This window comes from Streptomyces sp. NPDC053426 (assembly GCF_055585405.1).
In genome coordinates, this window is record NZ_JBVJKE010000001.1 from 126499 (window position 1) to 151818 (window position 25320).

A 25320-nucleotide genomic window follows, 5' to 3' on the forward strand; every position below is an offset into this window, starting at 1 on the left:
GGCGCGGGGTCAGCCGCCGGCGGGGCTCTCCTCGGGGTCGCGCAGCCGCGGGATGAAGACGGAGAGCACCAGGGCCACGACCGTGACCGCGGCGCCGAGCCAGAAGATCCCGGAGTAACCGGCGTCGAGGTAGAAGGCGGTGCCGTCGACGGTGGTGCTGCTCGCGCCGAGGACGGCGTAGGCGCCTGCGGTCACGACGGCGCCGAACAGGCTGATGAGCATGTTGAGCATGCCGCTGCCCAGCCCCTGCTCGTCGCGCGAGACCACGCCGATCACCAGGACCGGCGCCACCGAGACGACGACGCCGGCGCCGACGTTGGCGACGCAGGAGGTGACGATGAGCTGGAGTTCGTCGCCGTGGTGGAAGCCCACGAGGGTGTAGCCGAGGGCCATGACCGCAAGGCCCACGCACCACACCCGGCGCGCGTCGAAGCGGCGCAGGTACCGGCTGACCAGCATGCCGGTGCCGAACATCACCAGGTTCCAGCTCACGCTGACGACGGCATTGTGGTGGGCCGTCCAGCCGAGCCCGTCCGACACGCCCGGGATGGCGGGGTACAGGGCGAGCAGGATGGCGAGGCCCGGCATGGTGAAGGCGACCGTCTGGCCGAGCCCGCCGGCCGTCAGCGCCAGGGCGACCGGGCGGCGGCGCAGGACCCTCAGGTCCAGGATGGGGTGCGGGCTGGAGCGCTCGACGAACAGGAAGGCGATCAGCGCGGCCGCTCCCGCTCCGAGCCAGCCCAGGGTCCGTACGTCCGCCCAGCCCCAGCTCTGTCCCTGGCCGAGGGCGTAGACCACGGCCGTCAGACCGCCGCCGAGGATCAGACCGCCCGGCCAGTCGAGGCGGGACCCGAAGGCGTGCCGGGGAGTCTCCGGGACCAGCAGCGCGATCAGCGCGAAGGCGACCGCGGTGGCGGCGGCGAGGAACCACAGGACCCCGCGGTACCCCCAGGTGTCGATCAGCCATCCCGCGAGGAACGGGGAGCCGAGGGCCACCAGACCGACGCTGCTGCCCATGATGCCGCTCGCCTGCTTCACCAGCCGGGCCGGGAAGACGTCCCGTACGGCGGCGAACGACAGGGCGCCGAAGGGCCCGTAGCACCCGGCGACCGCCCGGCCCGCGAGAACGAGCCAGAAGCTGCCGGCCAGCGCCGCCAGCAGCTCGCCGAGGGCGCCCAGGGCCGTCATCGCGAGCATGACGCGCCGCTTGCCGTACAGGTCTCCCAGCTTGATCACGAAGGGGGTGAGCAGGGTCGACACCAGGGTGAGGGTCAGGCCGAACCACACCACCTGGGTGGTGTGGAACGCCTGGGCGACGCCCGCGATGGCGTTGGCGCCGAGGATGCCGCCCGCGGCGAGCAACTGGGTCGGCCAGGCGAGCGCGATGAGGATCAGGACCAGGCGGGGTGTCCACCGCCCGTCCGCGGGGTCGCGGGGCGCGTGGTCGACCGTGGGGCTTGATGACGGCGTCGTCATGCCAGCCCTCCTTTCACGGAGGTGCCGAGGGAAGAGGGAGCATGTGGGGGAAGGACGGAGAACGGGCTGCCGTGGCGCGGCGCTCACGGGAAGGTGACGGCGCGGCGACCCGTCGTCGCGTGACGTCGATGATGACCCGAACACCTAGTGACCGCTAGGTTTCGAGAGTGTGGCCCACCTCACACAGCACGGCCACAGCGGGCACGGCCGGCCGTCGCCCCGCACCCCGCCGGTACTGTTCTGGCATGGCGACACCCAGGGGACCTCGCGGCCACTACACGGCGGGCCGGGCACGGCGTACGCAGATCCTGGAGGCCGCCCTGCTGCGTTTCGGCAGGGACGGCTACCGCAAGACCTCCCTCGCCCGCGTCGCGCGGGACGCCGAGATCACCGACGCCGGGCTGCTGCACCACTTCCGCGACAAGCAGCAACTGCTGCTCGCGGTCGTCGAGTACTGGCACGAACGCATGGACGTGCGGTGGGAGCGCGTCTCCGACTCGGTGCGGGACGCCTTCCGCTGCCACCTGGAGGACACGGCCGAGACGCTCGGCATGCCCGGCATGGTGGAGCTGGCGGTCGTCCTGACCGCCGAGGCCACCGCGCCCGACCATCCGGCCCACGACCACTTCACCACCTGGCAGGAGAAGGGCGTCGCGGAGCTCGCCGACCGACTGCGGGCCGGCAGCCGCAGCGGGGAGCTGCTTCCCGGACTGGACCACGAAGGCATCGCCCGCGAGTGCGTCGCCGTGGACGCGGGCCTGCAGCAGCAGTGGCTGGCCTCGGGACGCTCCTTCGACCTGGTCGCGGTCATGCGCGCCCACCTCGACCGCCTGCTGCGGGGCATCTCCACGGACGGGCAGGGACTGTAGGCACCCCCTGCGGAGCCACAGGGGTTCCGACGACCTTCTTTTATTGTCATGAGCATGCCCTCCCTGACCGGGCGACCTTCGCCTGTGCCGCACGTCACACACGCCAAAACCTAGTAATCACTAGGTGTTGGTTGCATGATCGTGCCTGCTCGCCGCCGCTGCTGAGGAAGGGCGCCATGAATCACCACTGGACCGCACGTGTGGTCGGCCCGCCCATGTCCGAACCCGCCGAGGGGGCCCGCCCGGCCGCGCTGCTGCGCAGCGAGTTCGCCGCACGGGCCGCCGTGCGGTCGGCCCGGCTCCGGGTCACCGCCCTCGGCGTCTACGAACTGGAGCTCAACGGCACCACGGTGGGCGACCACGTACTGGCCCCCGGCTGGACGAGCTACCGCCACCGGCACCGCTACCAGTCCTTCGACGTCACCTCCCTGGTCCGTGCGGGCCGCAACGCCTGGGGCGCCCATCTGGCCGACGGCTGGTACCGGGGCCTGCTCGGGTTCAACGGCGGCACCCGGGACATCTACGGCGAGCGCACCGGGCTCCTCGCCGAACTGCGCCTGGAGTACGCCGACGGCACCACCGAGACCGTCACCACCGGGGACGGCTGGCGCTGGAGCGCCGGGCCCGTCCTCGCCACCGGTCTGTACGAGGGCGAGGAGCACGACGCCCGACGGGAGCGGGCGGGCTTCAGCGAAGCCGGCTTCGACGACTCGGCGTGGCAGCCGGCCGACGTCATCGACTTCGACACCACCGTCCTCTTCCCGGCCGACAGCCCGCCCGTGCGCCGCGTCGAACACCTCGCGCCCGTCGCGGTCACCACCTCGCCCACCGGGCGTACGGTCCTCGACTTCGGCCAGAACCTCGTCGGGCGGCTGCGCATCCGGGTCCGCGGCGAGGCCGGCCACACGGTGACCCTCCGCCACGCGGAGGTCCTGGAGGACGGCGAACTCTGCACGCGTCCGCTGCGGCACGCGCTCGCCACCGACCGCTACGTCCTGCGCGGCGACCCGGCGGGCGAGGAGTGGGAGCCCCGCTTCACCGTCCACGGCTTCCGCTACGCCGACGTCGAGGGCTGGCCCGGCGACCTCGACCCGGCCGACGTCACGGCCGTGGTCGTCCACAGCGACCTGCGCCGCACGGGCTGGTTCTCCTGCTCGGACGCCTCCCTGAACCGGTTGCACGAGAACGTGGTGTGGGGGATGCGCGGCAACTTCGTCGACGTGCCCACCGACTGCCCGCAGCGCGACGAGCGGCTCGGCTGGACCGGAGACGTCCAGGTCTTCGCCCCCACCGCCGCCTTCCTCCACGACGTCCGTGACTTCCTGCGCTCCTGGCTGCGCGACCTCGCCGCCGACCAGGGCGACGACGAGCGCGGGGTGCCGCCGGTGTTCAGCCCCGACATCCCGGTGATCACCCCGGTGCCCCTGCCGGCGGGCAACCCGCCCATGGCCGGCTGGTGCGACGCGGCCGTCGTCGTGCCCTGGGTGCTGTACGAGCGCTACGGCGACACGAAGGTGCTGCGCGCCCAGTACCCGTCGATGCGCGCCTGGGTCGACGCCGTCGACCGCCTGGCCGGACCCGACCGGATCTGGGGCGAAGGGTTCCAGTTCGGCGACTGGCTGGACCCGACCGCCCCGGCGGACGACCCCGGCCGCGCGATGACGTCGTCCGCCCTGGTCGCCACGGCGTACTTCGCACGCTCCGCGCGGCTGCTGGCACGGACCGCGGAGGTCCTGGACGACCACGACGACGCAGTCCGTTACCACGCCCTGGCCGACGCGGTCCGTGACGCCTTCCTCGCCCGCTTCCACGCAGGCGGCGGACGCCTGACGGAGGAGACGCAGACCGCCTACGCCCTCGCCCTGTGCTTCCGGCTGCTCGAGGACGACGCCGAACGCGCCGAGGCCGGACGCCGGCTGGCCTCCCTGGTGGCCGGGCGCGGCCACCGCGTCGGCACCGGTTTCCTCGGCACTCCCCTGGTGTGCGACGCGCTGGCCGGCACCGGACACGTGGACACCGCCTACCGGCTGCTGACCCAGCGGGCGTGCCCGTCCTGGCTGTACCAGGTCGACATGGGCGCCACCACCGTGTGGGAACGCTGGGACAGCATGCTTCCCGACGGCAGCGTCAATCCCGGCGAGATGACCTCGTTCAACCACTACGCGCTCGGCGCGGTCGCCGACTGGATGCACCGCACCGTGGCCGGTCTGGCCCCCGCCGAGCCGGGCTACCGGCGGCTGCTGATCCGTCCCCGTCCCGGCGGCGGCCTGACCTGGGCGCGGGCCGAGCACGAGACGCCGTACGGCCGGGCCGGGGCCGGGTGGCGCCGGGAGGGCGACAGGCTGCGCGTCGACGTCGTCGTACCGCCCGACGTCACCGCGCTGGTCGAGCTGCCGGGCGCGGAGCCCGTGGAGGCAGGACCCGGCCGGCACACCTTCTGCGCGCCGTTCCCCGCGACCGCGCGGTGACGCCCGTACGCCCCGCCCACCACCGTCCCTGAACCAGTGCGAGGAACACACATGACCCACACCAGCCTGCCCGACACCTTCCTGTGGGGCGTCGCCACCGCGGGACACCAGAACGAGGGCGACAACAGCGCCAGTGACACCTGGTTCCTGGAGCACACGACGCCCACGCTGTTCCGCGAACCGAGCGGTCCGGCGTGCCGCGGTTACCAGCGGTGGGAGACGGACCTCGACCTGGCCGCCGGACTCGGGCTCAACGCCTTCCGGTTCTCCGTCGAGTGGGCCCGCGTCGAACCCGAGCGCGGAGTCGTCTCCGCCGAGGCCCTCGACCACTACGAGCGCAAGGTCGACGGCTGCCTCGAACGCGGTCTCGCCCCCGTCGTGACGTTCAGCCACTTCACCGCCCCGCACTGGTTCGCCGCGGCCGGTTCCTGGACCGCCGCCGACGCCCCCGCCCGCTTCGCCGAGCAGTGCGACCGCGTCATGGCGCGCTTCGGCGACCGTGTCTCCCACGCCGTCACCCTGAACGAACCCAACCTGGAACAGCTCCTCCAGGCGGGCGCGAAGCTCCCGGCCGAGGCCGAGACGCTCAAGACGCGGATGCTCGAAGCCGCCGCACACGCCGCCGGGAGCGCCGCCTACGCCAGTGCGAACGTCATCCCCGCCCACCGGCAGGACGAGTTCCAGGCCGCGTTCACCCGGGCGCACCGGGCCGCCCGCGACGCGGTCAAGGCCCGCCGTGGCGACCTGCCCGTCGGTGTCTCCATCGCCATCGCCGACGAAGTGGCCCTCCCCGGCGGTGAGGAACGCCGGGACGCCAAGCGCGCCGCCGTCTACGACCACTGGCTGCGCGAGGCACGCCACGACGACTTCATCGGCGTGCAGAACTACGAGCGGATCGTCCACGGCCCCGACGGCGAGGTGACGCCCGACGGCGAACGCAACGGGATGGGCACCGTCATCGAGCCGGCATCCCTCGCGGGCGCCGTGCGCTACGCCCACGAGGTGTCCGGGGTACCGGTCCTCGTCACCGAACACGGCATCCAGACCCCGGACGACGCACAGCGCGCCGCCTTCGTCCCCGCCGCCGTCGAACACCTCGCGGCCGAGGTGCGCGCGGGGACGCCCGTCCTCGGGTACTGCCACTGGACGCTCATGGACAACTTCGAGTGGATCTTCGGGTACGGTGCCAGGCTCGGGCTCCACGAGGTCGACCGCGACACCTTCGAGCGCCGCCCGAAGCCGAGCGCGAAGGCGTACGCGGAGGTGGTGCGACGCCATCGGGGGCCGCGCGGCGGCTGCGCCCCGAGCTGAGCCGATCCGGAGCGCTACGCCGAGGCCGCGAGGAACGGGACCGTCGCCGAGGACCGTCCCGGCGCCTGGGCCGCCTCCGGCCTCCCTTCGTGATCCGAACGGCGCAACAGTCGGCCACCCCAGGTGCCCAGGGGCCGGCGGAACGCGACGATCAAGTGAGGAGAGACAGGAAGGACACCCATGCACCACGCACCGCGCGGGTCCCTGGCCGCTGTGATCGCCCCGGTCCCCGGCGCGTCGCTTCCCGCCGACGCCGCCCGGCCCGCCTCCGGCGCGTCCCGCCGCTGAGAAGCCCCGGTCCGGGCGGAGCGGGCGGCCAGGAAGGGGGACACCTGTGACACGCGCGGAGAACGCCCCGCCCTCCCAGACCAGGGCCCGGCGGCGTTCGCTGGCGGCCCAGCTCGCCGATCCGGTACGCACCTACCTGACCACCGAAGCGGGCAGCGCCGGGTTGCTCCTGGCGGCTGTCGTGGTGGCCCTGGGGTGGGCCAACTCACCCTGGTCCGGGGGGTACGAGTCGCTCTGGGCGACCGAGGCGTCCGTGTCGCTCGGCGACGCCGGACTCTCCATGGACCTGGGGCACTGGGTGAGCGACGGCCTGATGGCCCTCTTCTTCTTCGTCGTCGGCCTGGAGGTCCGCTACGAGTCCTCGGTCGGCTCGCTGGCCGGCCGCCGCCGCGTGCTGCTCCCGGCCGCGGCCGGTATCGGTGGCATGGTCGTTCCGGTGCTGGTCTACCTGGCGATCGCTCCCTGGGGCGAGGCCGGCGGCGGCTGGGGCACGGTCATCGGCACCGACACGGCCTTCATGCTCGGGGCGCTCGCCGTGGTGGGGCCCCGGTTCGTCACCCAACTGCGGGTCTTCCTGCTGGCCGTCACCGTCATCGACGACATCGTGGCGGTCAGTGTGATCGGCCTGGTCTACTCGGACACGGTCCGCCCACTGCCCCTGCTGGTGGCACTCGCCCTCTGCGCGGTCCTCGCCGCGCTGACCCCGCTGGGTGCCTGGCGCGCGGCACCGTACCTCCTCGTCGTTCTCGTGCTGTGGCTCGCCACCCTCGCATCCGGTCTCCACGCCTCCATCGCCGGCATGCTCGGCGGTCTCCTCATCCCCGCCCACGCCCCCGCGCCCGAGGCCGTGGACCGCGCCACCCGGCTCGCCCGCGCCTTCCGCCAGTCGCCCCGCGCCGATGTGGGGCTGTCGGCACGCGTGGGGCTGCAACGGGCGGTCTCGGTCAACGAGCGGCTGCAGCTGATGCTGCACCCCTGGGCGAGCTATGTGGTCGTCCCGCTGTTCGCCCTGGCCAACGCCGGTATCGACCTGCGCGGGGGCGTCCTGGGAAGTGCCCTGTCCTCCCGGCTCACCTGGGCCGTCGTCGCCGGCCTCGTGGCCGGAAAACTCCTGGGCGTGTGGGGCGGAACCCGGCTCGGCACCCGCCTCCGCCTCGGGAAGCTCCCCCAGGGGGTGGGCCCGGGACACGTCGTGGGCGGTGCCGTGCTGTCCGGGATCGGCTTCACCGTCTCCCTGCTGATCGCCGGTCTCGCCTTCGACGACCCGGTCCTGCGCGACCAGGCGGTCGTCGGTGTCCTGCTGGCCGCCGTGCTCGCCACCGCCCTGGGGTGGCTCGCGTTCCACCTCGCCGCCGTCCTGCGCGGCGAGACGGACGCCGACCTGCCCCGTACCCTCGCCCGCCCGGTCGACCCGGCCACGGACCACATCACCGGCCCCGCGGACGCGCCCCTCACCCTGGTGGAGTACGGCGACTTCGAATGTCCCTACTGTGCCCGCGCCACCGGCGTCACCAAGGAACTGCGGGAGCGCTTCGGCGACCGGTTCCGTTACGTCTTCCGGCATCTGCCGCTCCCCGACGTCCACCCGCACGCCGTGCTCGCCGCACGGGCGGCCGTCGCCGCCGGCGCGCAGGGGTGCTTCTGGCAGATGCACGACCTGCTGTACGAGCACCAGGACCGGCTGGAGTTCGAGGACATCGCCGCGTACGCCATCGAGATCGGACTCGACGTGGAGCGCTTCCTCGAGGACATCGACGCCGAGGAGACCGCCGAGCGGGTACGGGCCGACGCGGCCGGCGCCGAGGCCAGTGGTGCCCGCGGCACACCGACCTTCTTCGTCGGCGACCGGCGGCACACCGGGCCGTACGACGCGGAGACGCTCGCCGGCGAGCTCGAGAGATCCGCGTCCCACGACGCGTCCTGAACCCGCCGTCACCGGCCCGTCCCGGTGCCCGCGCGCTCAGCGGCGCAGGGCGGTCTCGCTCTCCATGTGCGACAGCTTCTCGGGGTTGCGGACGGCGTAGAGGCCGGTGATGCGGCCGTCGTCGACGCGCACCGCGAGGACGGTGTCGAGCACGCCGTCGAGCCCGACGATCAGCGCGGGGCGGCCGTTGACCTCCGCCGGCCGCAGCGACACCTCGGCGGTGAGCCTGCCCAGTCCGGCCTGGAGCAGGCGGGCCACCTTGTCGGCCCCCACGACGGGCTTGAGGACGGCCTGCTTGACGCCGCCGCCGTCGCCCAGGAGGACGACATCCGGCGCGAGGACGTCGAGCAGGCCCTGCAGATCGCCCGTCTCGACCGCCCGCCGGAAGGCGTCGAGGGCGTCCCGCGTCTCGGCCGGTGACACGGCCCCGCGCGGCCGGCGTGCCGCGACGTGCGCCCGTGCCCGGTGCGCGATCTGGCGCACCGCGGCCGGGCTCTTGTCGACGGCTTCGGCGATCTCGTCGTACTCGAGGCCGAACACCTCGCGCAGCACGAACACCGCCCGCTCGGTGGGGGCGAGCGTCTCCAGCACCAGCAGCATCGCCATCGAGACGCTGTCGGCGAGCTCGACGTCCTCGGCCACATCGGGTGCGGTGAGCAGCGGTTCGGGGAGCCAGGAGCCGACGTAGGACTCCTTGCGGCGGCCGAGCGTGCGCAGTCTGCTCAGCGCCTGCCGGGTGGTGATCCGTACGAGGTACGCCCGCCGGTCCCGCACCGCGGCGAGGTCGACGCCCGCCCAGCGCAGCCAGGTCTCCTGCAGCACGTCCTCCGCGTCGGCGGCCGAGCCGAGCATCTCGTAGGCGACGGTGAACAGCAGGTTGCGGTGGGCGACGAACGCCTCGGTCGCGGCGTCCACGTCCTCTGTCCGCTCCTCTGCCCGCGCGCTCTTCACCGGCTGCTCCCGCCTGCTCGTCCTCCACGATCCCATGCACACAGGACGCCGGCCGCCGCGGTTCTGTGACATGCGCGGGAAGGGCTCGCCCGGAACACGGCCGTCCGCCCCGGTGTCCGGCCGTGTTCCCACCGGGACGCCGGGGCGGAGGCCGGCCGGGAGCTCCCGGCCGAGGGGCTGTCAGCAGCCGATGGGGGCGGAGCCGACGGCCACGTCGTCGAACCACAGCGTGTCGTCACCCGTCCCGTAGCTCTCCCAGCCCAGTCGCAGGGCGGTGGGACGGGGCGGGGTGGTACGGGCGAGCCATTGCCGGTCGATGTCCTGCGTCGGCACGCCGTCGGCGTGCAGGCCCGGAATCTGCTCGTCGCCGAGCCAGGTGTCGAGTCCGGGGGCCGTCGTGTCGATCGCGAAACGCAGGCACTGCCAGCTTCCCGTCGGCAGCGGCCTGCTCAGCGCCACGCCGGCCGGGCTCTGCGCCGGCAGGGTGGCGTCGTCGCTCTCCCGGTTCCACTGCAGGGCGCCGTTCTGGCCGCCGACGCGCAGGCTCCGCCCGTTCTGGGAGGAGTCGGGCAGGGACACGAAGGTGACGTGGGCGGAGGGGAGCGCGGTGGTGTGCCTCACCCACATGCGTACGTGCATCACCGGACCGACCGAGGACAGGTCCGCGGTGGCGGCGACGAAGGCGTGGTTGCAGTAGCCGGCCCGGCCGTCGACCCGCAGCGACCGGCTGCCGCTGTGCGCGACGGCGGTGTCCACGGCGGCCGTCCCGGTGCCCTGGCAGTCGGGTGCGGTGAAGCGCCAGTCGCCGGACGGGGCGGAACCGGTCTGGTCCTCGAAGTCCGAGCAGATCACCGCGCTGCCGCAGTCGGCGCTCGGTGGCGGGGTCGTGGGCGGTGGGGTGGTGGGGGGCGTGGTCGGCGGCGTGGTGCCGTCACCTCCGCACGGCACGCCGTTGAGGGCAAAGTCGCTCGGTGCGGGGTCGGCCGAACGCCAGGTCCCCTGCAGGCCGAACTCGGCGGCGCCTCCCGTGGGCAGCGCGCCGTTCCAGCTCGTACTGGTGGCGACGACGGACCCGCCGGTCTGGGTGACGGTCGCGTTCCACGCCGAGGTCACCTGCTGGTCGCCGGTGTAGGTCCAGCTCAGCCGCCAGCCGTCGAGCGCCGGACCGAGGTTGGTGACCTTGATCTGTGCGGTGTAGCCGTCGGCCCACTTGTTCACGGTGTAGTCGACCTGGCAGCCGGTCTCCGCACCGTTCGCGGGCAGCACCGTGAGGGCGGACGCCGACAGCACGGCCGCGGTGAGGACCGCGGTCCAGGGCCGACGCGGTAATCGGGCGAGAAGGGAGCGCACTTGTGCCTCCGGGGTAGGGGGTGGGGGTTGGGGGTGGGGGTGTGACGTACGAGGTGCGAAAGCGCGATGGGAGCGCTCCCAATCGACGGGACGGGGGTCCTGATCGACAGGACGGGGGTCCGGCCGGCCGGCCGGGGGCCCGACCGGCCGGACCCCCGTCGAAGGTCAGCTCGTGGGGAAGGCGTCAGGGGTGCTGATCCGGCTCTTGAGCAGCGCACCGGACTCGGTCAGCACGCCGCTGCCGCTGTAGTCGGTGCCGTCACAGGTGCCGGGCCTGAACGCCGCACTGCCCTCGTCGGCGTCGGAGTAGGTCCAGTTCGCGTAGCTGATCTTCAACTGGTCGAGCAGGTCCAGCCAGGCCGTGCTGCTCGCCCGGTCCACCGCTCCACCGCCGGTGGCGCTCACCGTGCCGAACTCGGAGACGAACAAGGGCAGTCGGGAGGCCGCCCGGCTCACCGTGGCGCGGTAGTTGTCCTTGTGGCTCGCGGCGTAGAAGTGGAACGCGTACATGATGTTGGTGGCGTTGACGGGGTTGTCGACGACCTCGCTCTCGTCGGAGCCGTCCGAGACTCCCAGCGAGGACCAGCCGCGGGTGCCGACGATGACGACGGCGTCCGGGTCGGCGGCCCGGATCACCGGGATGACCTGCTCGGCGTAGCTCTTGATGCCGGCCCAGCTCACGCCGTTGGGCTCATTGGCGATCTCGTAGATCACGTTGTTCTTGTCGGCGTTGCGGGCGGCGACGGAGGCGAAGAACGTCTTCGCGCGGTCGAGGTTGAAGTTCGGGTCGCCCGGCGTGAGGGTGTGGAAGTCGATCACGGCGTACATGCCACGGGCCTCGGCCATGTCGACGAGGCCGTTCACGCGGGCGGTGAAGCCCGCGGGGTCGGTCTCGTAACCGTCCTCCTGCACGTACATGGAGATGCGCAGCAGGTCCGACCGCCAGTCCCGCGCGAGCGCGTCCAGGGACGCGGTGTTGTAGCACTGGCTGAACCACTGGATGCCGTGGGTGCTCATGCCGCGCAGCTGGATGGGGCGGTCGTACTGATTGCACAGGTTCACTCCGCAGACGTGCAGCTGTCCGTTGATGTCCACGGGGGTGCCGTCGTCCGGGGTGGGCGGGGGTTCTTCGACGGAGCCCGTGCAGGCCACGCCGTTGAGCGTGAACGCCGTGGGCTTCGGGTTGGCGCCGGTGAAGGAGCCGGTGAATCCCAGGTCGACGGTCGCGCCGGTGGCCAGTGTGCGGTTCCAGTCGACAGCGGTGGCGGTGACCGTGGAGCCGGACTGCGACCAGGTGGCGTTCCAGCCCTGGACGACCTCCTGCCCGGCGTCCGGCATGGTGAACCCGAGCGTCCACCCGGAGACGGGGTCGCCCAGGTTGGTGATCTTCACTCCGGCCTGGAAGCCGCCCTGCCACTGACTGGCCACCGTGTAGTCGACCCTGCAGCCGGTGGCGGCCACCGCCTGCGGACCGGACAGCGCCGTGAGGCCCAGGACCGTCGCGCAGGTCGCCAGTAAGGCCAAAAAGCGTCTCAAAGCGTTCCTCCTCGTGCGATGCGAACTCGTGCGATGACTCGCGTCATGCGAGCACAGCGTGGTGCAGCGCGATGGGAGCGCTCCCAAAGCCCATCGGCCCGAGACCGTACACCGACACGCCGACGCGCGATAGCCATGTGACGGCCGAAGAATGCCGCGCCGCGGGTGACCGCTGCTCATGCGGAGGCATCCGGGCCGCCGACGCGAACGGTGGCACACGTCACACTTCCCTCCTGTCACAGGGAGCGGACGGCCGGCATCTCGTGTTCAGCCCAGCTCAACACCGCGAACAGACACGAGTGAGGACGAAGCCATGGATACCCGGTTCAACCTGTTCGAGAACGAGCTCGCCGCCAGGTTCGCCAAGCGGTTCGCCGGCGCGGCCCTGGTGATCCACGACTCGCCGCTGCCGAAGTCCACCCAGGAGCTGGTGTCGCTGCGCGCCAGCCAGATCAACGGCTGCGGCCACTGCGTCGACATGCACGTCAAGGAGGCCGCGGCCGCCGGTGAGAGCGCGGTCCGGCTCCACCTGGTCGCCGCCTGGCGCGAGTCCACCGTGTTCACCGAGGCCGAACAGGCGGCCCTGGCCCTCGCCGAGGAGGGCACCCGTCTCGCCGACGCCTCCGAGGGAGTCTCCGACGAGACCTGGGCCCGGGTGCGCAAGCACTACGACGACGACCAGACCGCCGCGCTGGTCACGCTGGTCGCCCTGATCAACGCGGCCAACCGGCTCGCGGTGATCACCCACCAGAAGGGCGGCTCGTACGAGGCGGGCATGTTCGCGGCGGCGGTCAAGGACTGACCGGAGGACGCCTCGAACCGGTCCGGGACCGTGTGACCCGGACCGGTCGCCCGATCGGCACGCCGCAGGACGCGCGACGCCTGTCCGTCCTCGTCGGCGGCCGCACGAACCGCGCCCCGTGCGGATCTCCCGTCACGGCATCTCGTGACGTACGAGCGCCTCGGCGAAGGGCTCACCGGTACGGCGGGCGTACGTCATCCGCTCGCGCACCTCCCGCAGCGTGCGCGGACGGTACCCGGGCCCGCCGCAGCAGCCCTTGTGGAAGCGGACCCCCACGTGCAGCAGGACGGACAGCACCCGCCACGTCACGGCGTACGCGCCCGGCCGGCTGGTGATCCGCTGTCCGGCCGGCCGGCCGGGCGCCCGTCCGTCAGATCGGGAAGTGCGCGTGTCCCCTGACCTGCGCCGTGACCCAGCGGGTGTCGGTGAAGGCCTCGGCGCCGGCCTGGCCGCCGAAGCGGCCGTAGCCGGAGCTCTTCACGCCGCCGAAGGGGGCCTGCGGTTCGTCGGCGATGGACTGGTCGTTGACGTGGACGATGCCGGTGCGCAGCCGGCCGGCGACCTCCAGTCCCTCGGCCAGGTCCTCGGTGATGACGCCCGCGGTGAGCCCGTACGGGGTGTCGTTGGCGAGCGCGACGGCCTCGTCGGTGCCGTCGACGACGTGGACGACGGTCGCCGGACCGAAGATCTCGTCGTAGTAGATCTTCATGTCCTTGGTGACCCCGGTGAGGACGACCGGACGGATCAGTGTGCCCGGTTCCTCGATCTCGCCGGTGCCCGCGGCCAGTCCGGCCCCCCGGGAGACCGCGTCCGCGACGAGTGAGGCGACCCGGCGGGCGGCGGCCTCGTTCACGACCGGGCCGACCGCCGTGCCCGGGTCGCTCGGGTCGCCGCAGGGCAGTGCCCGGACGCGGGCGGCGAACTTGGCGGTGAACTCGTCGGCGACCGAGCGGTGGACGATGACCCGGTCCACGCACATGCAGATCTGGCCCGCGTTCATGAAGGAGCCGAAGACCGCGGCGTCCACCGCGTAGTCGACGTCCGCGTCCTCCAGTACCAGCAGGGGGTTCTTGCCGCCGAGTTCGAGGACGGCGGGCTTGAGGTGCCGGGCGGCCTGGACGCCGATGGTGCGGCCGACCTCCGTGGAGCCGGTGAAGTTGACCATCCGCACCCGGGGGTCGGCGATCAGCGCGGAGACCACCTCGGCGGCGTCGGCGCGGTCGTTGGTGACGACGTTGAGCACGCCCGCCGGCAGTCCCGCCTCGTGCAGGACGTCGGAGATCAGCAGGCCGCAGGCGATCGGCGCGTCCTCGCTGGGCTTCATCACCACGGTGTTGCCCATCGCGATCGGCAACGCCACCGCGCGGACACCGAGGATGACCGGCGCGTTCCACGGCGAGATCGCGGCGATCACCCCCTTGGGCACCCGCACCTGCGTGGAGTGGACGCCGTCGGCGTCGGTGGCGAGGATCTCGCCGGTCGGGCGGCTGACCTCGGCCGCCGCCTCCAGCAGGATGTCGGCGGCCAGGTGGGCGTTGAAGCCCGCCCAGGGGGCGGCGCCGCCGACCTCCGTGGCCATCAGCCGTACGACCTCCTCGGTGCGCTCGGCCATCAGCTGCGCGGCGCGCAGGAAGATCCGGCGGCGTTCGGCCGGCTTGGTCGCGGCCCACGCCTCGAACGCGGCGTCGGCGGCGTCCACGGCACGGCGTACGTCGTCCGGGGTGCCCGCGGCGACCTCGGCGCAGACGGCGCCGGTCCAGGGGTTGGTGTCGGTCGCGGTGCGGCCGGAGGAGGCGGGGACCTCCTGGCCGTTGATGATCAGTCCTCGGGAGATGGACACGGGGTGCTCCTGACAGTGGATGTGAGGGCTCAGGCCTCGGCGGGCGTGGGTGCGGGGGCGGCGGCCCGGCGGGTGCGCAGGGCCCGGTGGGCGAGGCCGACGAGGGCCGGGGCGGCCACCGGCGCGATCATGTAGTTCCAGAAGTGTTCGTACGTACCGGAGAGCAGGGCCGGGCCGAAGGCGCGCGCCGGGTTGATGCTCGCGCCGGTCACGGTGCCCAGGGTCGCGACGACCACGCCCACGCCGACGCCGATGGCCGCCGGGATCAGCGCCCCCAGGGCGGGCCTGGCCATCACCAGCGCCACCGCGGTGAACACCGCGGCGAGCGCGGCGCCCTCGACGAGGAACAGTTCGACCGTACCCGTCCCGGGTGCGGGGTGCACGGCCCCGTGTCCGACCTGGCGCACGGCCCCGCCCCACACCAGCCCGGCCAGCGCGGTGCCGGCCGCGGATCCGGCGAGCTGAGCGGTGACGTACGGGAGGACGGCGCGGGCCGGGAAGAGGCCGCTGGACCACAGGAAGACGGTGACGCCGGGGTGCATGTGGCCCCCGGATCTGCGGCCGGGCGGCGAGTACATCAGGCCCGCGATGAGCGCGGCGACCGCGACCCCCGCGACGGCGAAGAGGACCTGGGGGTCGCCGATCGCCAGCGGCGACCCGGGATGGGCCAGCCAGCGGATCAGGCTCACCACGGCGAAGAGAAGCACCGTGGTCAGCGCGAACTCGTACGCGCTGTGCCGGACGAGATCCGCGCGGCTCCGGGCGGAAGTGCTCATGGGAGTCCTCATCAGGGGAAGGGGCGGCCCGGCGGGATGCGTCCCGCAGCACACCGGGCCACCATTTTTTCGCTGAGTGAACTTACTTTCATTGTCCGAGTGCGCTGAGTGTGTGTGATCGCCGAGACGGCTGTCAATGGCCGGTAGCGTTCTCCTGGAGACGGGTACGGCCGCATGCGCCGGGAAGCCGACATACAGCAGGAGGAAGTGCCATGGCGCCGGGCGTTTCGAGGGCGGCCGCGCCGGTGGCGGCCGCGCCGGCCGACTCCCCCGCGGAAGCCGCCGGCCCGCTGGAGCGCGGGCTGGCCGTGCTGCGGATCGTGGCCGACGCCCCCCACTCCGTGCGTCCGGGCGACCTCACGCGCGCGACCGGCCTGGCGCGCTCGACCGTCGACCGGATCGCCGCGACCCTGACCCATCTCGGCCATCTGCGCACCGTGGGACGCGACCTCGTGCCCGCCCCGCGCCTGATGGAGTTCGGCAACGCCTACCTGCGCGCGAGCGGCATGTCCCGCGCGCTGCGGCCGAGCCTCGACCGGCTGGCCCGCGCCCTCGACGAGTCGGTCTCGGCGATCGTCCTCGACGGCTGCGACGCACGCATCGTCGGCAAGGCCGTCCCGCCCGGCCGGGTGATCCCCCTGGGTTTCCGCGTCGGCGACCTGCTGCCCGCCGAGCGCTGCGCGGCCGGTGCCGTACTCGCCACCGGATGGGGACCCGACACGTACGAGGCGTGGCGGGCCCGCCGTGCCGCCGACCCCCTGGACGAGACCTTCCCGGCCGTCCCCGCACGCCTCGCCGCTCCCGCCCCCGAGCGGACGGAGGCCGACTTCGCCGCCTGGACCGCGGCGGCCGACGCGCAGGGCTGGGCGCTGGACGACCAGTTGGTCGCCCCGGGCCTGGTCGCCCTGGCGGTCCCGGTGCGCGACCCCGACGGCCGGCCCGTCTGCGCGATCAGCGTGCTGGCGCACACCAGCCGCCACAGCGGCGAGGAACTGCGCGAGCACGCGCTGGCCACGATGGAGGAGGAGGCCCGGCGCACGGCGGACGAGCTGTACGACACCTCGAAGACGACCGCTGCGCCACCCGCCGCCGCCCCCGCCTACGCCGACGCCAAGCCGGAACTGGGGCCGTCCTTCCTCCAGGCACTGGCCAGGGGCCTCGCCGTCCTGACCGCGCTCGGCCGGCGGCGCGGCGGCCTCACCCTCGCCGAGGCCGCCGAGGCCGCCGGACTCTCGTACCCCAGCACCCGCCGCAACCTGCTGACGCTCCGTCAACTGGGTTACGTGGAACAACTCGACCGCCGCTTCCTGCCGTCCCCCCGCGTCCTGGAGCTCGGTTACGCACGGCTGTCCACCCTCACCCTCGCCGACATCGCCCAGCCCCATCTGACCGAACTGGCCGGACGGGTACGGGAGTCGGCCTCACTGGCGGTCCTCGACGGCACCGAGGTCCACTATGTGGCCCGCGCCGCCGCCCAGCAGATCACCAGCGCCCGGATCATGCCCGGCACACGACTGCCCGCGTACGCCACCTCCATGGGCCGGGTCCTCCTCGCGGACCTGCCCGAGGCGGACCGGCGGGAACGGATCGACGCCTCGCGCCCCCGGGCCCTGACCCCGCACACACTCACCTCGCCCGACGCGCTCGCCGCCGTGCTGGACCGGGTCGCCCGTGAGGGACACGCCCTGGTCGAACAGGAGTTGGAGGCGGGACTGCGCTCCCTGGCCGTACCGGTCCGGGACCGGGACGGACGGGCCGTCGGAGCCGTGAACATCGCCCTGCACGCCGGCCCCGAGCCGCCCGGACACACCAGGGACACCCTCCTCCCCGCACTGCGCGCCTGCGCGGCCCGCATCGAGTCGGACCTGGCGGTCGCCTTCGCCGACGGCCCCGTACAGACGGGCTGACCGCTCCGTGCGGTCCGTCCTCACGTCGGCCGCAGCGGCGCTGAATCCTTTTCCGCCCCCGCCGCCTCTTGTCCGTGAACCGGCCGAGCGGGCCGGCGAACACCAGGAGGAACGAAGCATGACGATCGCGATCATCGCCGTGGCCGGTGTACTGCTGGTCTGCATGTGCAGCGTGACGTTGCTCAAGCGGAGGAACCGGAGCCGTGGTTGATCCGCGCCGGTCACGACGGCGGATCGACGGACACGAGCAGGACGCATGAGCCGGAACTCCCCCTGGCCCGACGAACGGCTGGTCAAAGCCGCCCAGGACGGCAACATCAGCTCGCTGACCGCGGTGATCGTGGAGTCGCAGCCCCATGTGCGCAGGTTCGCGCTGTCGCTGTGCGCCACACCGCAGGACGCCGAGGACGCGGCTCAGGAAGCACTGATCATCCTCTACCGGAAGATCGGCACGCTCCGCGCATCCGGCGCCCTGGCCTCCTGGATGTTCCGCATCGTGCGCAACGAATGCCTGCGGCACCTACGGCTGCTCGCCTCCGCATCCGCCTCCGCATCCGTCGCCGAAGAGGCCGGCGGCGAGCCGGCGCCCTCCGCGGAGACCTCGGTGCTGCGGCGGCTGGACGCCGAGCGGATCGCCCTCGCGGTCAGCGGTCTCCCCCGCGACCAGCGGCAGGTACTGATCATGAGAGACGTCCAGGGGTATCCGGGCCGTCTCGTCGCGCAGTCGCTCGGCCTGAGCAACGCGGCCATGAAATCGAGGCTCCACCGGGCCCGGGCCGCTCTGCGGCAAGCCCTGGCGACCGATGAAGCAGCCGAAGGAGAGGCACTACCGTGAAGACCACCGAAACCGGCAGGCCCGTCCGCGCGGAGGCGGACTTCGCCGGCTCCTCCGTCCCCCGGCACCTGCTGCGCGGTGTTCTGGGCTTCGGCCTGATCATCGGCTCGATCGCCCTGGTGCCCTTCGCCGGCCCCGCCACCCTGCCGGCCGCGCCCCTGGGCCTGGTCGCCCTCCGCGGCTGCCCGGCCTGCTGGGTGATCGGCCTGGCGCAGACCGTCTCCCGCGGCCGTCTGGAACGCGACTGCGCGGACGGCGTCTGCACCCTGACGAAGGCGGACGGCGCTGCCCCGACACCGGTCCCGAATCCCGGCCTCTTCGCAACCCCGTCAGCTGGTGAGGGGAGCGTTCGTCCGAACTGAAGGGCGCACAAGGCGAGGTGAGCGGGCTGACCGATTGAAGAGGCGGGAGCGGGCGTGCCCCGTGCCCCGGCCCGCTCACGGCCGAAGCGGCCTCAGCGCGCCCAGCCGTTGCAACTCCGCGATGTGCTCCGCCGCCCGTCGCGGCGCTTCGCCACCGCTCACCAGCACTCCCGCCTCGATGTTGCGGTGGACCGCGGACTCGGTCAGGTTGGCGCTGCCCAGGAACAGCGTGCGGCGGTCGGCCACCGCGAGCTTGGCGTGCTGTCGCGAGTGGGGGTGGCCGTCCGGGTCGCGGGCCCAGTGCCACAGGATCACCCCGGGAACGGAGGCGAACGCCTCGGCCGGCTCCCGTCCCTTGAGGAGTCCTCTCGCGCCGGCCAGCGTCTCGACCACGACGTGGATCCTCACACCCCGCTCGGCGGCCGCCGTGAGAGCCCGGGTCAGAGCCGGATACGGGCGGGCCGCGTAGGTCATGGCCAGCAGTTCGTCCCGGGCCTCGTCGATGACGTCGACCAGCACCTGGGCGGTCGCCCGCACCGGCACACCGGGCGTCGCAGGGCCGCTCCACACGGTGCGGACCCGCACTCCGTCCCGGGCGCGCAGCATGGCCGCGACATACCCCCGCACGTAGGCGGCCGCCTCGGCGAGCGGGACCGCGTCCTCCTCCATCGCGTCGTACAGGTCCGCGACGACCGTGTCCGCCCCCGGTGTGGTCAGTTCGGCCAGGGCCCGCTCCTTGGTTCCCCGCCGCGCCAGCAGGCCGACGAGGTCCTTGCTCCGGGACAGGCCGAGGACCGCCACGGCGGACTCCGCGGCGGCCTCGAACGCGCGCCGGCTCACGGCAACAGGCCGGCCGGCGTCAGTACCTGCCCCTTGTCCCCGGACAGCGGGACGAGGAAGCGGCGGTCGAGGAACCGGTTGGCGCGCTCGCACGTGGTCTCGGAGACGAAGAGGCAGACGTGACAGGCCGCCCCGTGGAGGTAGTCGCCCGGATCGTGGGGCAGGCGCTCCGAGCAGAGCGGATCGGCCGAGCAGTGCCCGGCGTCGGCCAGGGCCCGGCGGACGATCCGGCCGAACTCGCGCTCCTCGGCCAGGGAGACCAGGCCACCGAGGGTGCCCTCCGAGTCCGGGACGGCGGTGTAGATCAGGATCCCCGTCCTCGGGTTCTGTTCGTCTCCGGCGTAGATCCGCTCGGCCAGGGAGGCCGAGCTGTAACCGCATTCGAGGGCGATGGTGCGGATCAGCAGGTGGGAAAGGGTATGCAGGGCGATGTAGCGGGCGCCGGGCCAGCCGTGGAGGGGGTCGAAGTCACTCGTCTTGCGGTCCGACTTCCGGTTGGTGCGGAACCGGCCGTAGGCCTCCCGGTGTGCCTCCATCTGCGGCGATTTCTCCATGCGTGCCACCCATTCCGCCATGAGGTCGTCCCGCACCCGCAGGAAGATCCCCTCTCCGCGGACCTCGCTGGCCGGTACCCAGTTCTGCGTGCCCCGCGACAGGTCCACGCGGGTGGCGATCTCCGGGGACTCGAGGTCGGGGGCGTCGAGCCGGGTGAAGCCGATCAGAGCGCGCGCCTCACGCAGCCGCTCGACCTGGCGGACGTCCGAGAAGAGTTCGTCCAGCGGGGCCGGGACGGGGACCGGCCGGAGGGCGAAGTCGTCACTGGGCGGGGGGACCGGGCCGGACAGGGCGTCCCATTCGGGGTGGAAGAGGTCGGCCTGGACGTCGGGGGCGGAAGGGGCCGGTCCGTCGAGCCCCTGCTTGCGGGCCGTGATGGCCGCGAAGACGGCGTCGGCGTCGAACTCCTTGAGGAACCCGAACTGGGGCAGCCGCGCCATGAAGGCGAGTTCGCTGCGATCCTCCACCTTCTCCAGTTCCGGCCAGTGGTCGTCGAGCAGCTTGTCGATGTCGCCGCCCTGTCCCTTGGGCAGCGCGAGCGCGCTGAGGGTGAGGGGGAACCACTGGTTGGAGGCGCCCGCGACCATCAGCACCGCGTCGCGGTCGCAGCCGTTCGGCTCATAGGTGCCCAGGTGGGGATGGCGACCCCGGCAGCGGGGCAGGTGACGGCGCCCGCGTTCGCCCATGGCCTCGCGGATGTTGCGCTTCGCGCCGCAGGCGACGCATTCGATGGTGACGTTGGCGGCCTGGTTGCCGCCGTGGTCCTTCATGCGCAGCTTGGGCCGCGGAATCCTTCCGCAGGCCTGCCCGTGGTGGACGAACGGGGTGTAGGGGAACTCGTCGAGGTGGCCTGCCGTGCACACGAGGGTGAAGCGGGCGGCCACGGCGAGCGGCTTGCCCCGCTTGCAGTCGTGGACGAACTTCGCCTCGTGCGGTGTGCGCGGATTGGTGTTGAGGAAGGCGAACTCGCCGGAGTCGACGGCGGCGAGGACGTTGCAGGCGGTGCAGCGCAGCCACTGCGGGAACGGGGCGACGGGCACGCCGACTCCCTGCGCCGCCCACCCCTTGGGGTCCGTGTCCGCGCCCTCCAGCCAGGGGGCCGCGCGCAACTGCTCGATCTGTCCGCGCCCGTAGCGCTGGAGCGAGCGGTTGACGGCGGCGCGCAGCCGGGGCTCGTCGATGTCGTAGCCGGTGATGCCGGAGTGGCTCCAGGCGTCGAGTCCCCTGACCAGGACGGAAAAGTTCGGCAGGTCGACGAGCGACCCGACGCCGGCGGTGAACATGAGGTGGCTGGGGCGGACCGCTCCGACCCTGCGGTTGCTCCACGTGGTCATCGCTGTGCCCTCCTGAGGGTGTCCGCGCCGGTGGTTCCGTACTCGTCGCTGTCCACGGTGGCCGCCAGGTCGTGGTCGGTCTCGGCGTCCGTGCCGACCGCTCCGAAGTTCCAATCCGGGCCGCCGCCCGAGGAGTCCTCGAGGAAGGCCCCACCCCCGGGCAGCAGGAGGTTGATCTCGTTCTCCGTCTCGCGCATCGACATGCCGACGGTCAGCTCGGTCCAGCGGGACCCGTCCGCCCGTCGGAGCAGCCCGTTCACGACGGTGGTCTTGTGTTTCTCCTTGCGGTAGCCGAGGGCCGCGCTGTTCTCGTCCCGCTTGCGGCGCCACTCGTCCTTCAACCGGTCCAGCCGTTCGCTCAGGTACTGGCGGGAGAGGTCGTTCCCCACCCGTTCCGCGCGTTCCAGCAGCCGGCGTTCGACGTCCCGGGCGAGAGGGCCGTCCAGGTCCACCTGGTGGGCGTCCAGGTTGCGTGAGGTGTCGTGGGCCGCGTGACGCAGCGCCGCCACGTAGGTGGCGGCGACGCCCCGGTCGAGGGCGCGGCGGGTGAACGGGGTGACGGAGAGGGCCTCGACCTGGCGGTAGAAGGTGGCGTGGTAGTGCTCGAAGTCCTCGTAGTGGGCGAGGTCCCGGGGGCGCGACCAGTTGTAGAGGGTCACGACGAGACCGGGGCGCGAGGCGTCACGGCCGACGCGCGAGGACGCCTGGATGTACTCGGCGGTGTTCTTGGGCTGGCCGACGACCAGCATCAGACCGAACCGGGAGACGTCGACGCCCACCTGAAGCATGGAGGTGGCCAGGACGACATCCACCGCCTGCCGGGAGATCGGTGTCATGGCGGCGCGGGGCTCCCGCTTCTCCTTCACGGCGGCCGCGTACTCCCGCAGGAAGGCGCGGCGCCGCACGGAGGTGTCCCGCTCGGGGTCGAACCCGGTCTCCAGGCGCTTGAGGGCGGCGCCGATGTCGGAGGAGGAGATGCGCGAGGTCAGCTCCTGGATGCCGAGCATGCCGGTCCGGCTCACGATGCGGTCGGCCAGCGTGTCCTGGCCCCGGCGGCTGCCGTTGGAGCGCACCCGGGTCGTGATGTCGTCGTCCATGTACCGCCGCATGCCCGCGAGTTCACGCGTCGCGTTGAAGTAACCGACCAGGGTCATGTACGGGTCGGCCGGCTTGCCGTAGTCGTCGAAGAGCTGCTGTGCGGCCAGGAGCAGGATCTCGGCGACCCGGATCTCGGCAGCCTTGAGGCGGGTGCCGTGCGCGCACACGCCCAGGTAGCGCCGGCCGGGGTCGGTGCGGCTCAGCTCGACCTGGCGGGAGAAGAACGTGTCCCCGACGTCGAGTACCTGCGGCGGGAAGACGGCGACCTTTCGTCCGAAGACGCCCAGCACCTGTTCGGCGGCCCGTTTGGTCGTCGCCGTCGAGGCGACGATCTTGGGTCCGGTCTCGTGGCGCTGCCCCTGGGCGTCGGTGACGCCCCAGGTGCACAACTGGTCCACGGCGGATTCGAAGAGGCCGACGGTGGTGCCGAGGGCCCCGGAGATCAGGTGCAGCTCGTCCTGGATGATCAGGTCCGGGGGCCGCAGGCGCGTCACCGGCTGCGCGGTGACGCCGGGCAGGTCTCCCCGGGCGTTGTGGCGGCTCCCGCAGCCGGTCTTGGCGTCGAGGTCGTCGTGACGGTAGCCGTGGCGCGGGCACAGCTCGGTGACCCTGCCGAACAGCAGACCGGCGTAACCGTTCCAGGGCAGCTGGGCGAACTTGTCCACGGTGGCGATCAGCAGGGAGGGCGCGAGCCGGTAGATCTCCTCGTCGACCGTGAGCACCGGGACGCCCTCGCCGGGCGACTCGCGCCGGGAGAAGGGACAGCGGTCCTCGCCCTCGCCGCGCGGGCAGTACAGCAGGACACGGCGGCGCCCCTCGTCGTACTCCATGTGGGAGCGGGCCGTCAGTCCGCTTCCGCACCACGGGCAGGTGAGGACCTGGAGGACGCGGGCGTGCTTGTCGCTCGCGCTCTCCTTGGCCTCGGCGATCTGTTCCTTGGCCTCGTCGAACCAGTTGGGCGAGACGGAGGTTCCCACCCACAGTCCGATGCGGAACGGGGTGGCGCCCCAGCGGGCGTCCCGTGCGAACTCCTCGCGGCGCAGTACCTCGCAGGCGCTGACCAGGGCGGCGGCGCGCTGGAACTGCTGGGCGGTCAGTAGGCGCAGGGTGTAGCGCATGAGGACGCCGACGCCCGCCTCGCCGCTGCGCGCCTGTGTGCCCGAGCCGATCGTGCCCTGCAGGCGGCGCAGCGCGAAGGTGTAGGCGGCGAGGCCGAGGTAGGCCTCCGTCTTGCCGCCACCGGTCGGGAAGAACAGCAGGTCGACGAGTGCCTCGCGGCCGGTGCCGCGGTGGGGGTGTCCGGGCCGGCTGAGGGAGTCGAGGTTCAGCAGGACGAAGGCGAGCTGGAAGGGGCGCCAGCTCGCGGCCGCCTTGCCCTTCGCGTGGATCTCGTCGTACGCCTCCCGGTAGGAGGCGCGGTCGTCCTCTCGGCCGGCGCGGGCCGCGGCGATCGCGGTGTTGCGGCGCTGGAGCGCCATGGCCCGGTTGGCGAACCGGAAGGCCTCCAGGGCGGTGTCGTCGGCCACGAGCCGGTCGATGCCCAGGGTTATCCGGTCGCAGATGTCCAGTGCCTGGTCGATGGCGGCGTCGGCCGACGCGCGCAGGTCGTCGGGGAGCGAGCGGGCCTCGCGGCGCTGCTGGTCGAGCCAGGTGCCGTAGCCGTCGGCGAGCGGGGCCAGCGCGGCGCTGAGTTCGGTCCGGCGGGCGGGCACCGCGAGGGCCGCGAGTTCGTCCATGCCGAGTTCGAGGCCGCGGAGCAGTTCCTGCTCCTCCACGGTCGGTGCGGTGGTGGCCCGGACGTCGTACTCCGGCAGCCAGGTGGTGGTGAGGCGGTGCGCGTTGCGTTCACCGTCCCGCACCTGGGCGTGCACGGCGACGTTGCGGCCCTTGGCGTGGCTGAGGCTGTCCCGGTAGAGGAGCCGGAGTCTGCGCTCCTCGGCGTCCTCGGCTCCGTTGCCGCGGTTGGCGGGGTCGAGCGGGTCGTCGACCGGGAGGAAGACCGCGGCCTGGTCGTCCGGGAAGGCGGTGACGTCGATCTCCGTCTGGAAGAGCCAGTGGGCGTCGCGCGCCTCGCGGCTGTCCTGCTGCCGGTTCACCAGGGCCAGCTCGACGACACGGAGGTCCTCGGTGCCGGCCCGGCCGGTGTGCCGACGCACCTGCACGTCGAGGACGGCCGCTCCCCCTTCGAGTTCGACGATCCGGTCCGCCAGGTCCGTCACATCGATGTCCACCGGGTGCTCGACGGGCTCGCGCGACCAGACCCTGCGGGTCGTGCCGCGCTCGGTGGCCTCCTCCGACTGCGTGTAGCGTCCCCAGCGGACGGTGACGCTGAGCGTGCCGACCGAGGCCGGAACGGTGAAGGACAGTCCCATGGAGGAGGCCCAGATGTGGCCGGCGGCCTGCGGGGTCAGCCGGTCCTGCAGCTCGGTGTCGTCCCCCTCCTGCTCGTCGCCCGACTCCCCGTCCGCGCTCTGGGCGGCCACGAGCGCGATCCGGTCGGCGGTGACGTCCTGGGGTCGGGGACCGAGCATGCCCACGAGGTACCGGTCGCGCGGCCCGGACGAGGCGCTCGGCAGGGTCTCGGTCTCTCCGTCCCAGGGCCCCAGCAGATCGCGGCGTATGTAGGTCACGAGTCCGTCCCGCACCTCGTAGGAGTCCCCGACACGGAACGTCTGGGGCACTTCGTCGAGCGGGTGCGGGACAGCGGCCTGGGCGGGCTGGGCCGGCATGCGGTGGGTCCTTCCGGACGGATCCGACGGAGCACGAACGGGGACCGAACGTGCGGCAGCACGTGAAGG

General features: G+C 72.7%; 17 protein-coding genes and 1 pseudogene. 8 read left to right on the top strand and 10 right to left on the bottom strand.

The annotated features are described in order from the left end of the window. Positions 1–9: 9 nt before the first annotated feature. Positions 10–1476, bottom strand: coding sequence for an MFS transporter (locus ACZ62B_RS00555; RefSeq protein WP_344559932.1), 1467 nt, complete (start codon positions 1474–1476; stop codon positions 10–12). A 245-nt stretch (positions 1477–1721) separates the two neighbouring features. On the opposite strand from ACZ62B_RS00555, the gene ACZ62B_RS00560 reads away from it, so the two are divergent. From ACZ62B_RS00560 to nhaA, 4 genes are all read left to right on the top strand, one after another. Beyond that, positions 1722–2345, top strand: coding sequence for a TetR/AcrR family transcriptional regulator (locus ACZ62B_RS00560; protein ID WP_073937938.1), 624 nt, complete (start codon positions 1722–1724; stop codon positions 2343–2345). Positions 2346–2521: 176 nt separating this feature from the next. Further along, on the top strand, positions 2522–4813 hold the full coding sequence (locus tag ACZ62B_RS00565; RefSeq protein ID WP_469689023.1) for a family 78 glycoside hydrolase catalytic domain: 2292 nt from the start codon (positions 2522–2524) through the stop codon (positions 4811–4813). A 51-nt stretch (positions 4814–4864) separates the two neighbouring features. Beyond that, positions 4865–6124 (top strand): family 1 glycosylhydrolase, encoded by a 1260-nt coding sequence (locus ACZ62B_RS00570; protein ID WP_468882292.1) that lies wholly within the window; start codon positions 4865–4867, stop codon positions 6122–6124. Between the two features lie 334 nt (positions 6125–6458). Beyond that, on the top strand, positions 6459–8336 hold the full coding sequence (gene nhaA, locus ACZ62B_RS00575) for a Na+/H+ antiporter NhaA (RefSeq protein ID WP_468723675.1): 1878 nt from the start codon (positions 6459–6461) through the stop codon (positions 8334–8336). 36 nt (positions 8337–8372) lie between these two features. Here nhaA and ACZ62B_RS00580 read toward each other — a convergent pair whose 3' ends face one another. The 3 genes from ACZ62B_RS00580 to ACZ62B_RS00590 form a co-directional block, all read right to left on the bottom strand. Then, complete coding sequence (locus ACZ62B_RS00580) at positions 8373–9323, bottom strand: RNA polymerase sigma-70 factor (RefSeq protein ID WP_344559936.1); 951 nt, start codon at positions 9321–9323, stop codon at positions 8373–8375. 144 nt (positions 9324–9467) lie between these two features. Then, a complete protein-coding gene (locus ACZ62B_RS00585) occupies positions 9468–10637 on the bottom strand; it encodes a cellulose-binding domain-containing protein (protein ID WP_469689026.1) in 1170 nt (389 codons plus the stop codon). A gap of 165 nt (positions 10638–10802) precedes the next feature. Beyond that, complete coding sequence (locus ACZ62B_RS00590; RefSeq protein ID WP_469689028.1) at positions 10803–12173, bottom strand: cellulase family glycosylhydrolase; 1371 nt, start codon at positions 12171–12173, stop codon at positions 10803–10805. Between the two features lie 313 nt (positions 12174–12486). Between ACZ62B_RS00590 and ACZ62B_RS00595 the strand changes: the two genes are divergently transcribed. Then, positions 12487–12975 (top strand): carboxymuconolactone decarboxylase family protein, encoded by a 489-nt coding sequence (locus ACZ62B_RS00595; RefSeq protein ID WP_468723671.1) that lies wholly within the window; start codon positions 12487–12489, stop codon positions 12973–12975. A 132-nt stretch (positions 12976–13107) separates the two neighbouring features. Here ACZ62B_RS00595 and ACZ62B_RS00600 read toward each other — a convergent pair. The 3 genes and pseudogenes from ACZ62B_RS00600 to ACZ62B_RS00610 form a co-directional block, all read right to left on the bottom strand. Next, positions 13108–13278: pseudogene (locus tag ACZ62B_RS00600) on the bottom strand (deoxyxylulose-5-phosphate synthase); the annotation flags it as partial. Between the two features lie 67 nt (positions 13279–13345). Then, positions 13346–14815, bottom strand: a complete 1470-nt coding sequence (locus tag ACZ62B_RS00605; protein WP_469689030.1) for an aldehyde dehydrogenase family protein — start codon at positions 14813–14815, stop codon at positions 13346–13348. 29 nt (positions 14816–14844) lie between these two features. After that, positions 14845–15591 carry an aquaporin gene (locus tag ACZ62B_RS00610; RefSeq protein WP_344559942.1) on the bottom strand — a complete coding sequence of 249 codons (747 nt, stop codon included), beginning with the start codon at positions 15589–15591 and terminating at the stop codon, positions 14845–14847. A 212-nt stretch (positions 15592–15803) separates the two neighbouring features. Between ACZ62B_RS00610 and ACZ62B_RS00615 the strand changes: the two genes are divergently transcribed. The 3 genes from ACZ62B_RS00615 (at position 15804) to ACZ62B_RS00625 (ending at position 18695) form a co-directional block, all read left to right on the top strand. Then, a complete protein-coding gene (locus ACZ62B_RS00615; RefSeq protein WP_468882281.1) occupies positions 15804–17498 on the top strand; it encodes an IclR family transcriptional regulator domain-containing protein in 1695 nt (564 codons plus the stop codon). 256 nt (positions 17499–17754) lie between these two features. After that, entirely contained in the window at positions 17755–18333 is a 579-nt protein-coding gene (locus tag ACZ62B_RS00620; RefSeq protein WP_468723663.1) for an RNA polymerase sigma factor, read from the top strand. Further along, on the top strand, positions 18330–18695 hold the full coding sequence (locus tag ACZ62B_RS00625; protein ID WP_468882277.1) for a hypothetical protein: 366 nt from the start codon (positions 18330–18332) through the stop codon (positions 18693–18695). Before ACZ62B_RS00620 ends, ACZ62B_RS00625 begins: the two co-directional genes overlap by 4 nt. 75 nt (positions 18696–18770) lie before the next feature. On the opposite strand, the gene drmC is transcribed toward ACZ62B_RS00625, so the two are convergent. From drmC to drmA, 3 genes are read right to left on the bottom strand one after another with little or no spacing between them, the layout of a single operon-like run. Continuing rightward, positions 18771–19535 carry a DISARM system phospholipase D-like protein DrmC gene (gene drmC, locus ACZ62B_RS00630; RefSeq protein ID WP_468882274.1) on the bottom strand — a complete coding sequence of 255 codons (765 nt, stop codon included), beginning with the start codon at positions 19533–19535 and terminating at the stop codon, positions 18771–18773. Next, positions 19532–21424 carry a DrmB family protein gene (gene drmB, locus ACZ62B_RS00635; protein WP_468723656.1) on the bottom strand — a complete coding sequence of 631 codons (1893 nt, stop codon included), beginning with the start codon at positions 21422–21424 and terminating at the stop codon, positions 19532–19534. Before drmB ends, drmC begins: the two co-directional genes overlap by 4 nt. Beyond that, the gene (gene drmA / locus ACZ62B_RS00640) at positions 21421–25251 is read right to left on the bottom strand and encodes a DISARM system helicase DrmA (protein WP_469689034.1); all 3831 of its coding nucleotides are present in this window, start codon (positions 25249–25251) and stop codon (positions 21421–21423) included. The genes drmB and drmA overlap by 4 nt, the downstream gene beginning before the upstream one ends. Between the last annotated feature and the right edge of the window lie 69 nt (positions 25252–25320).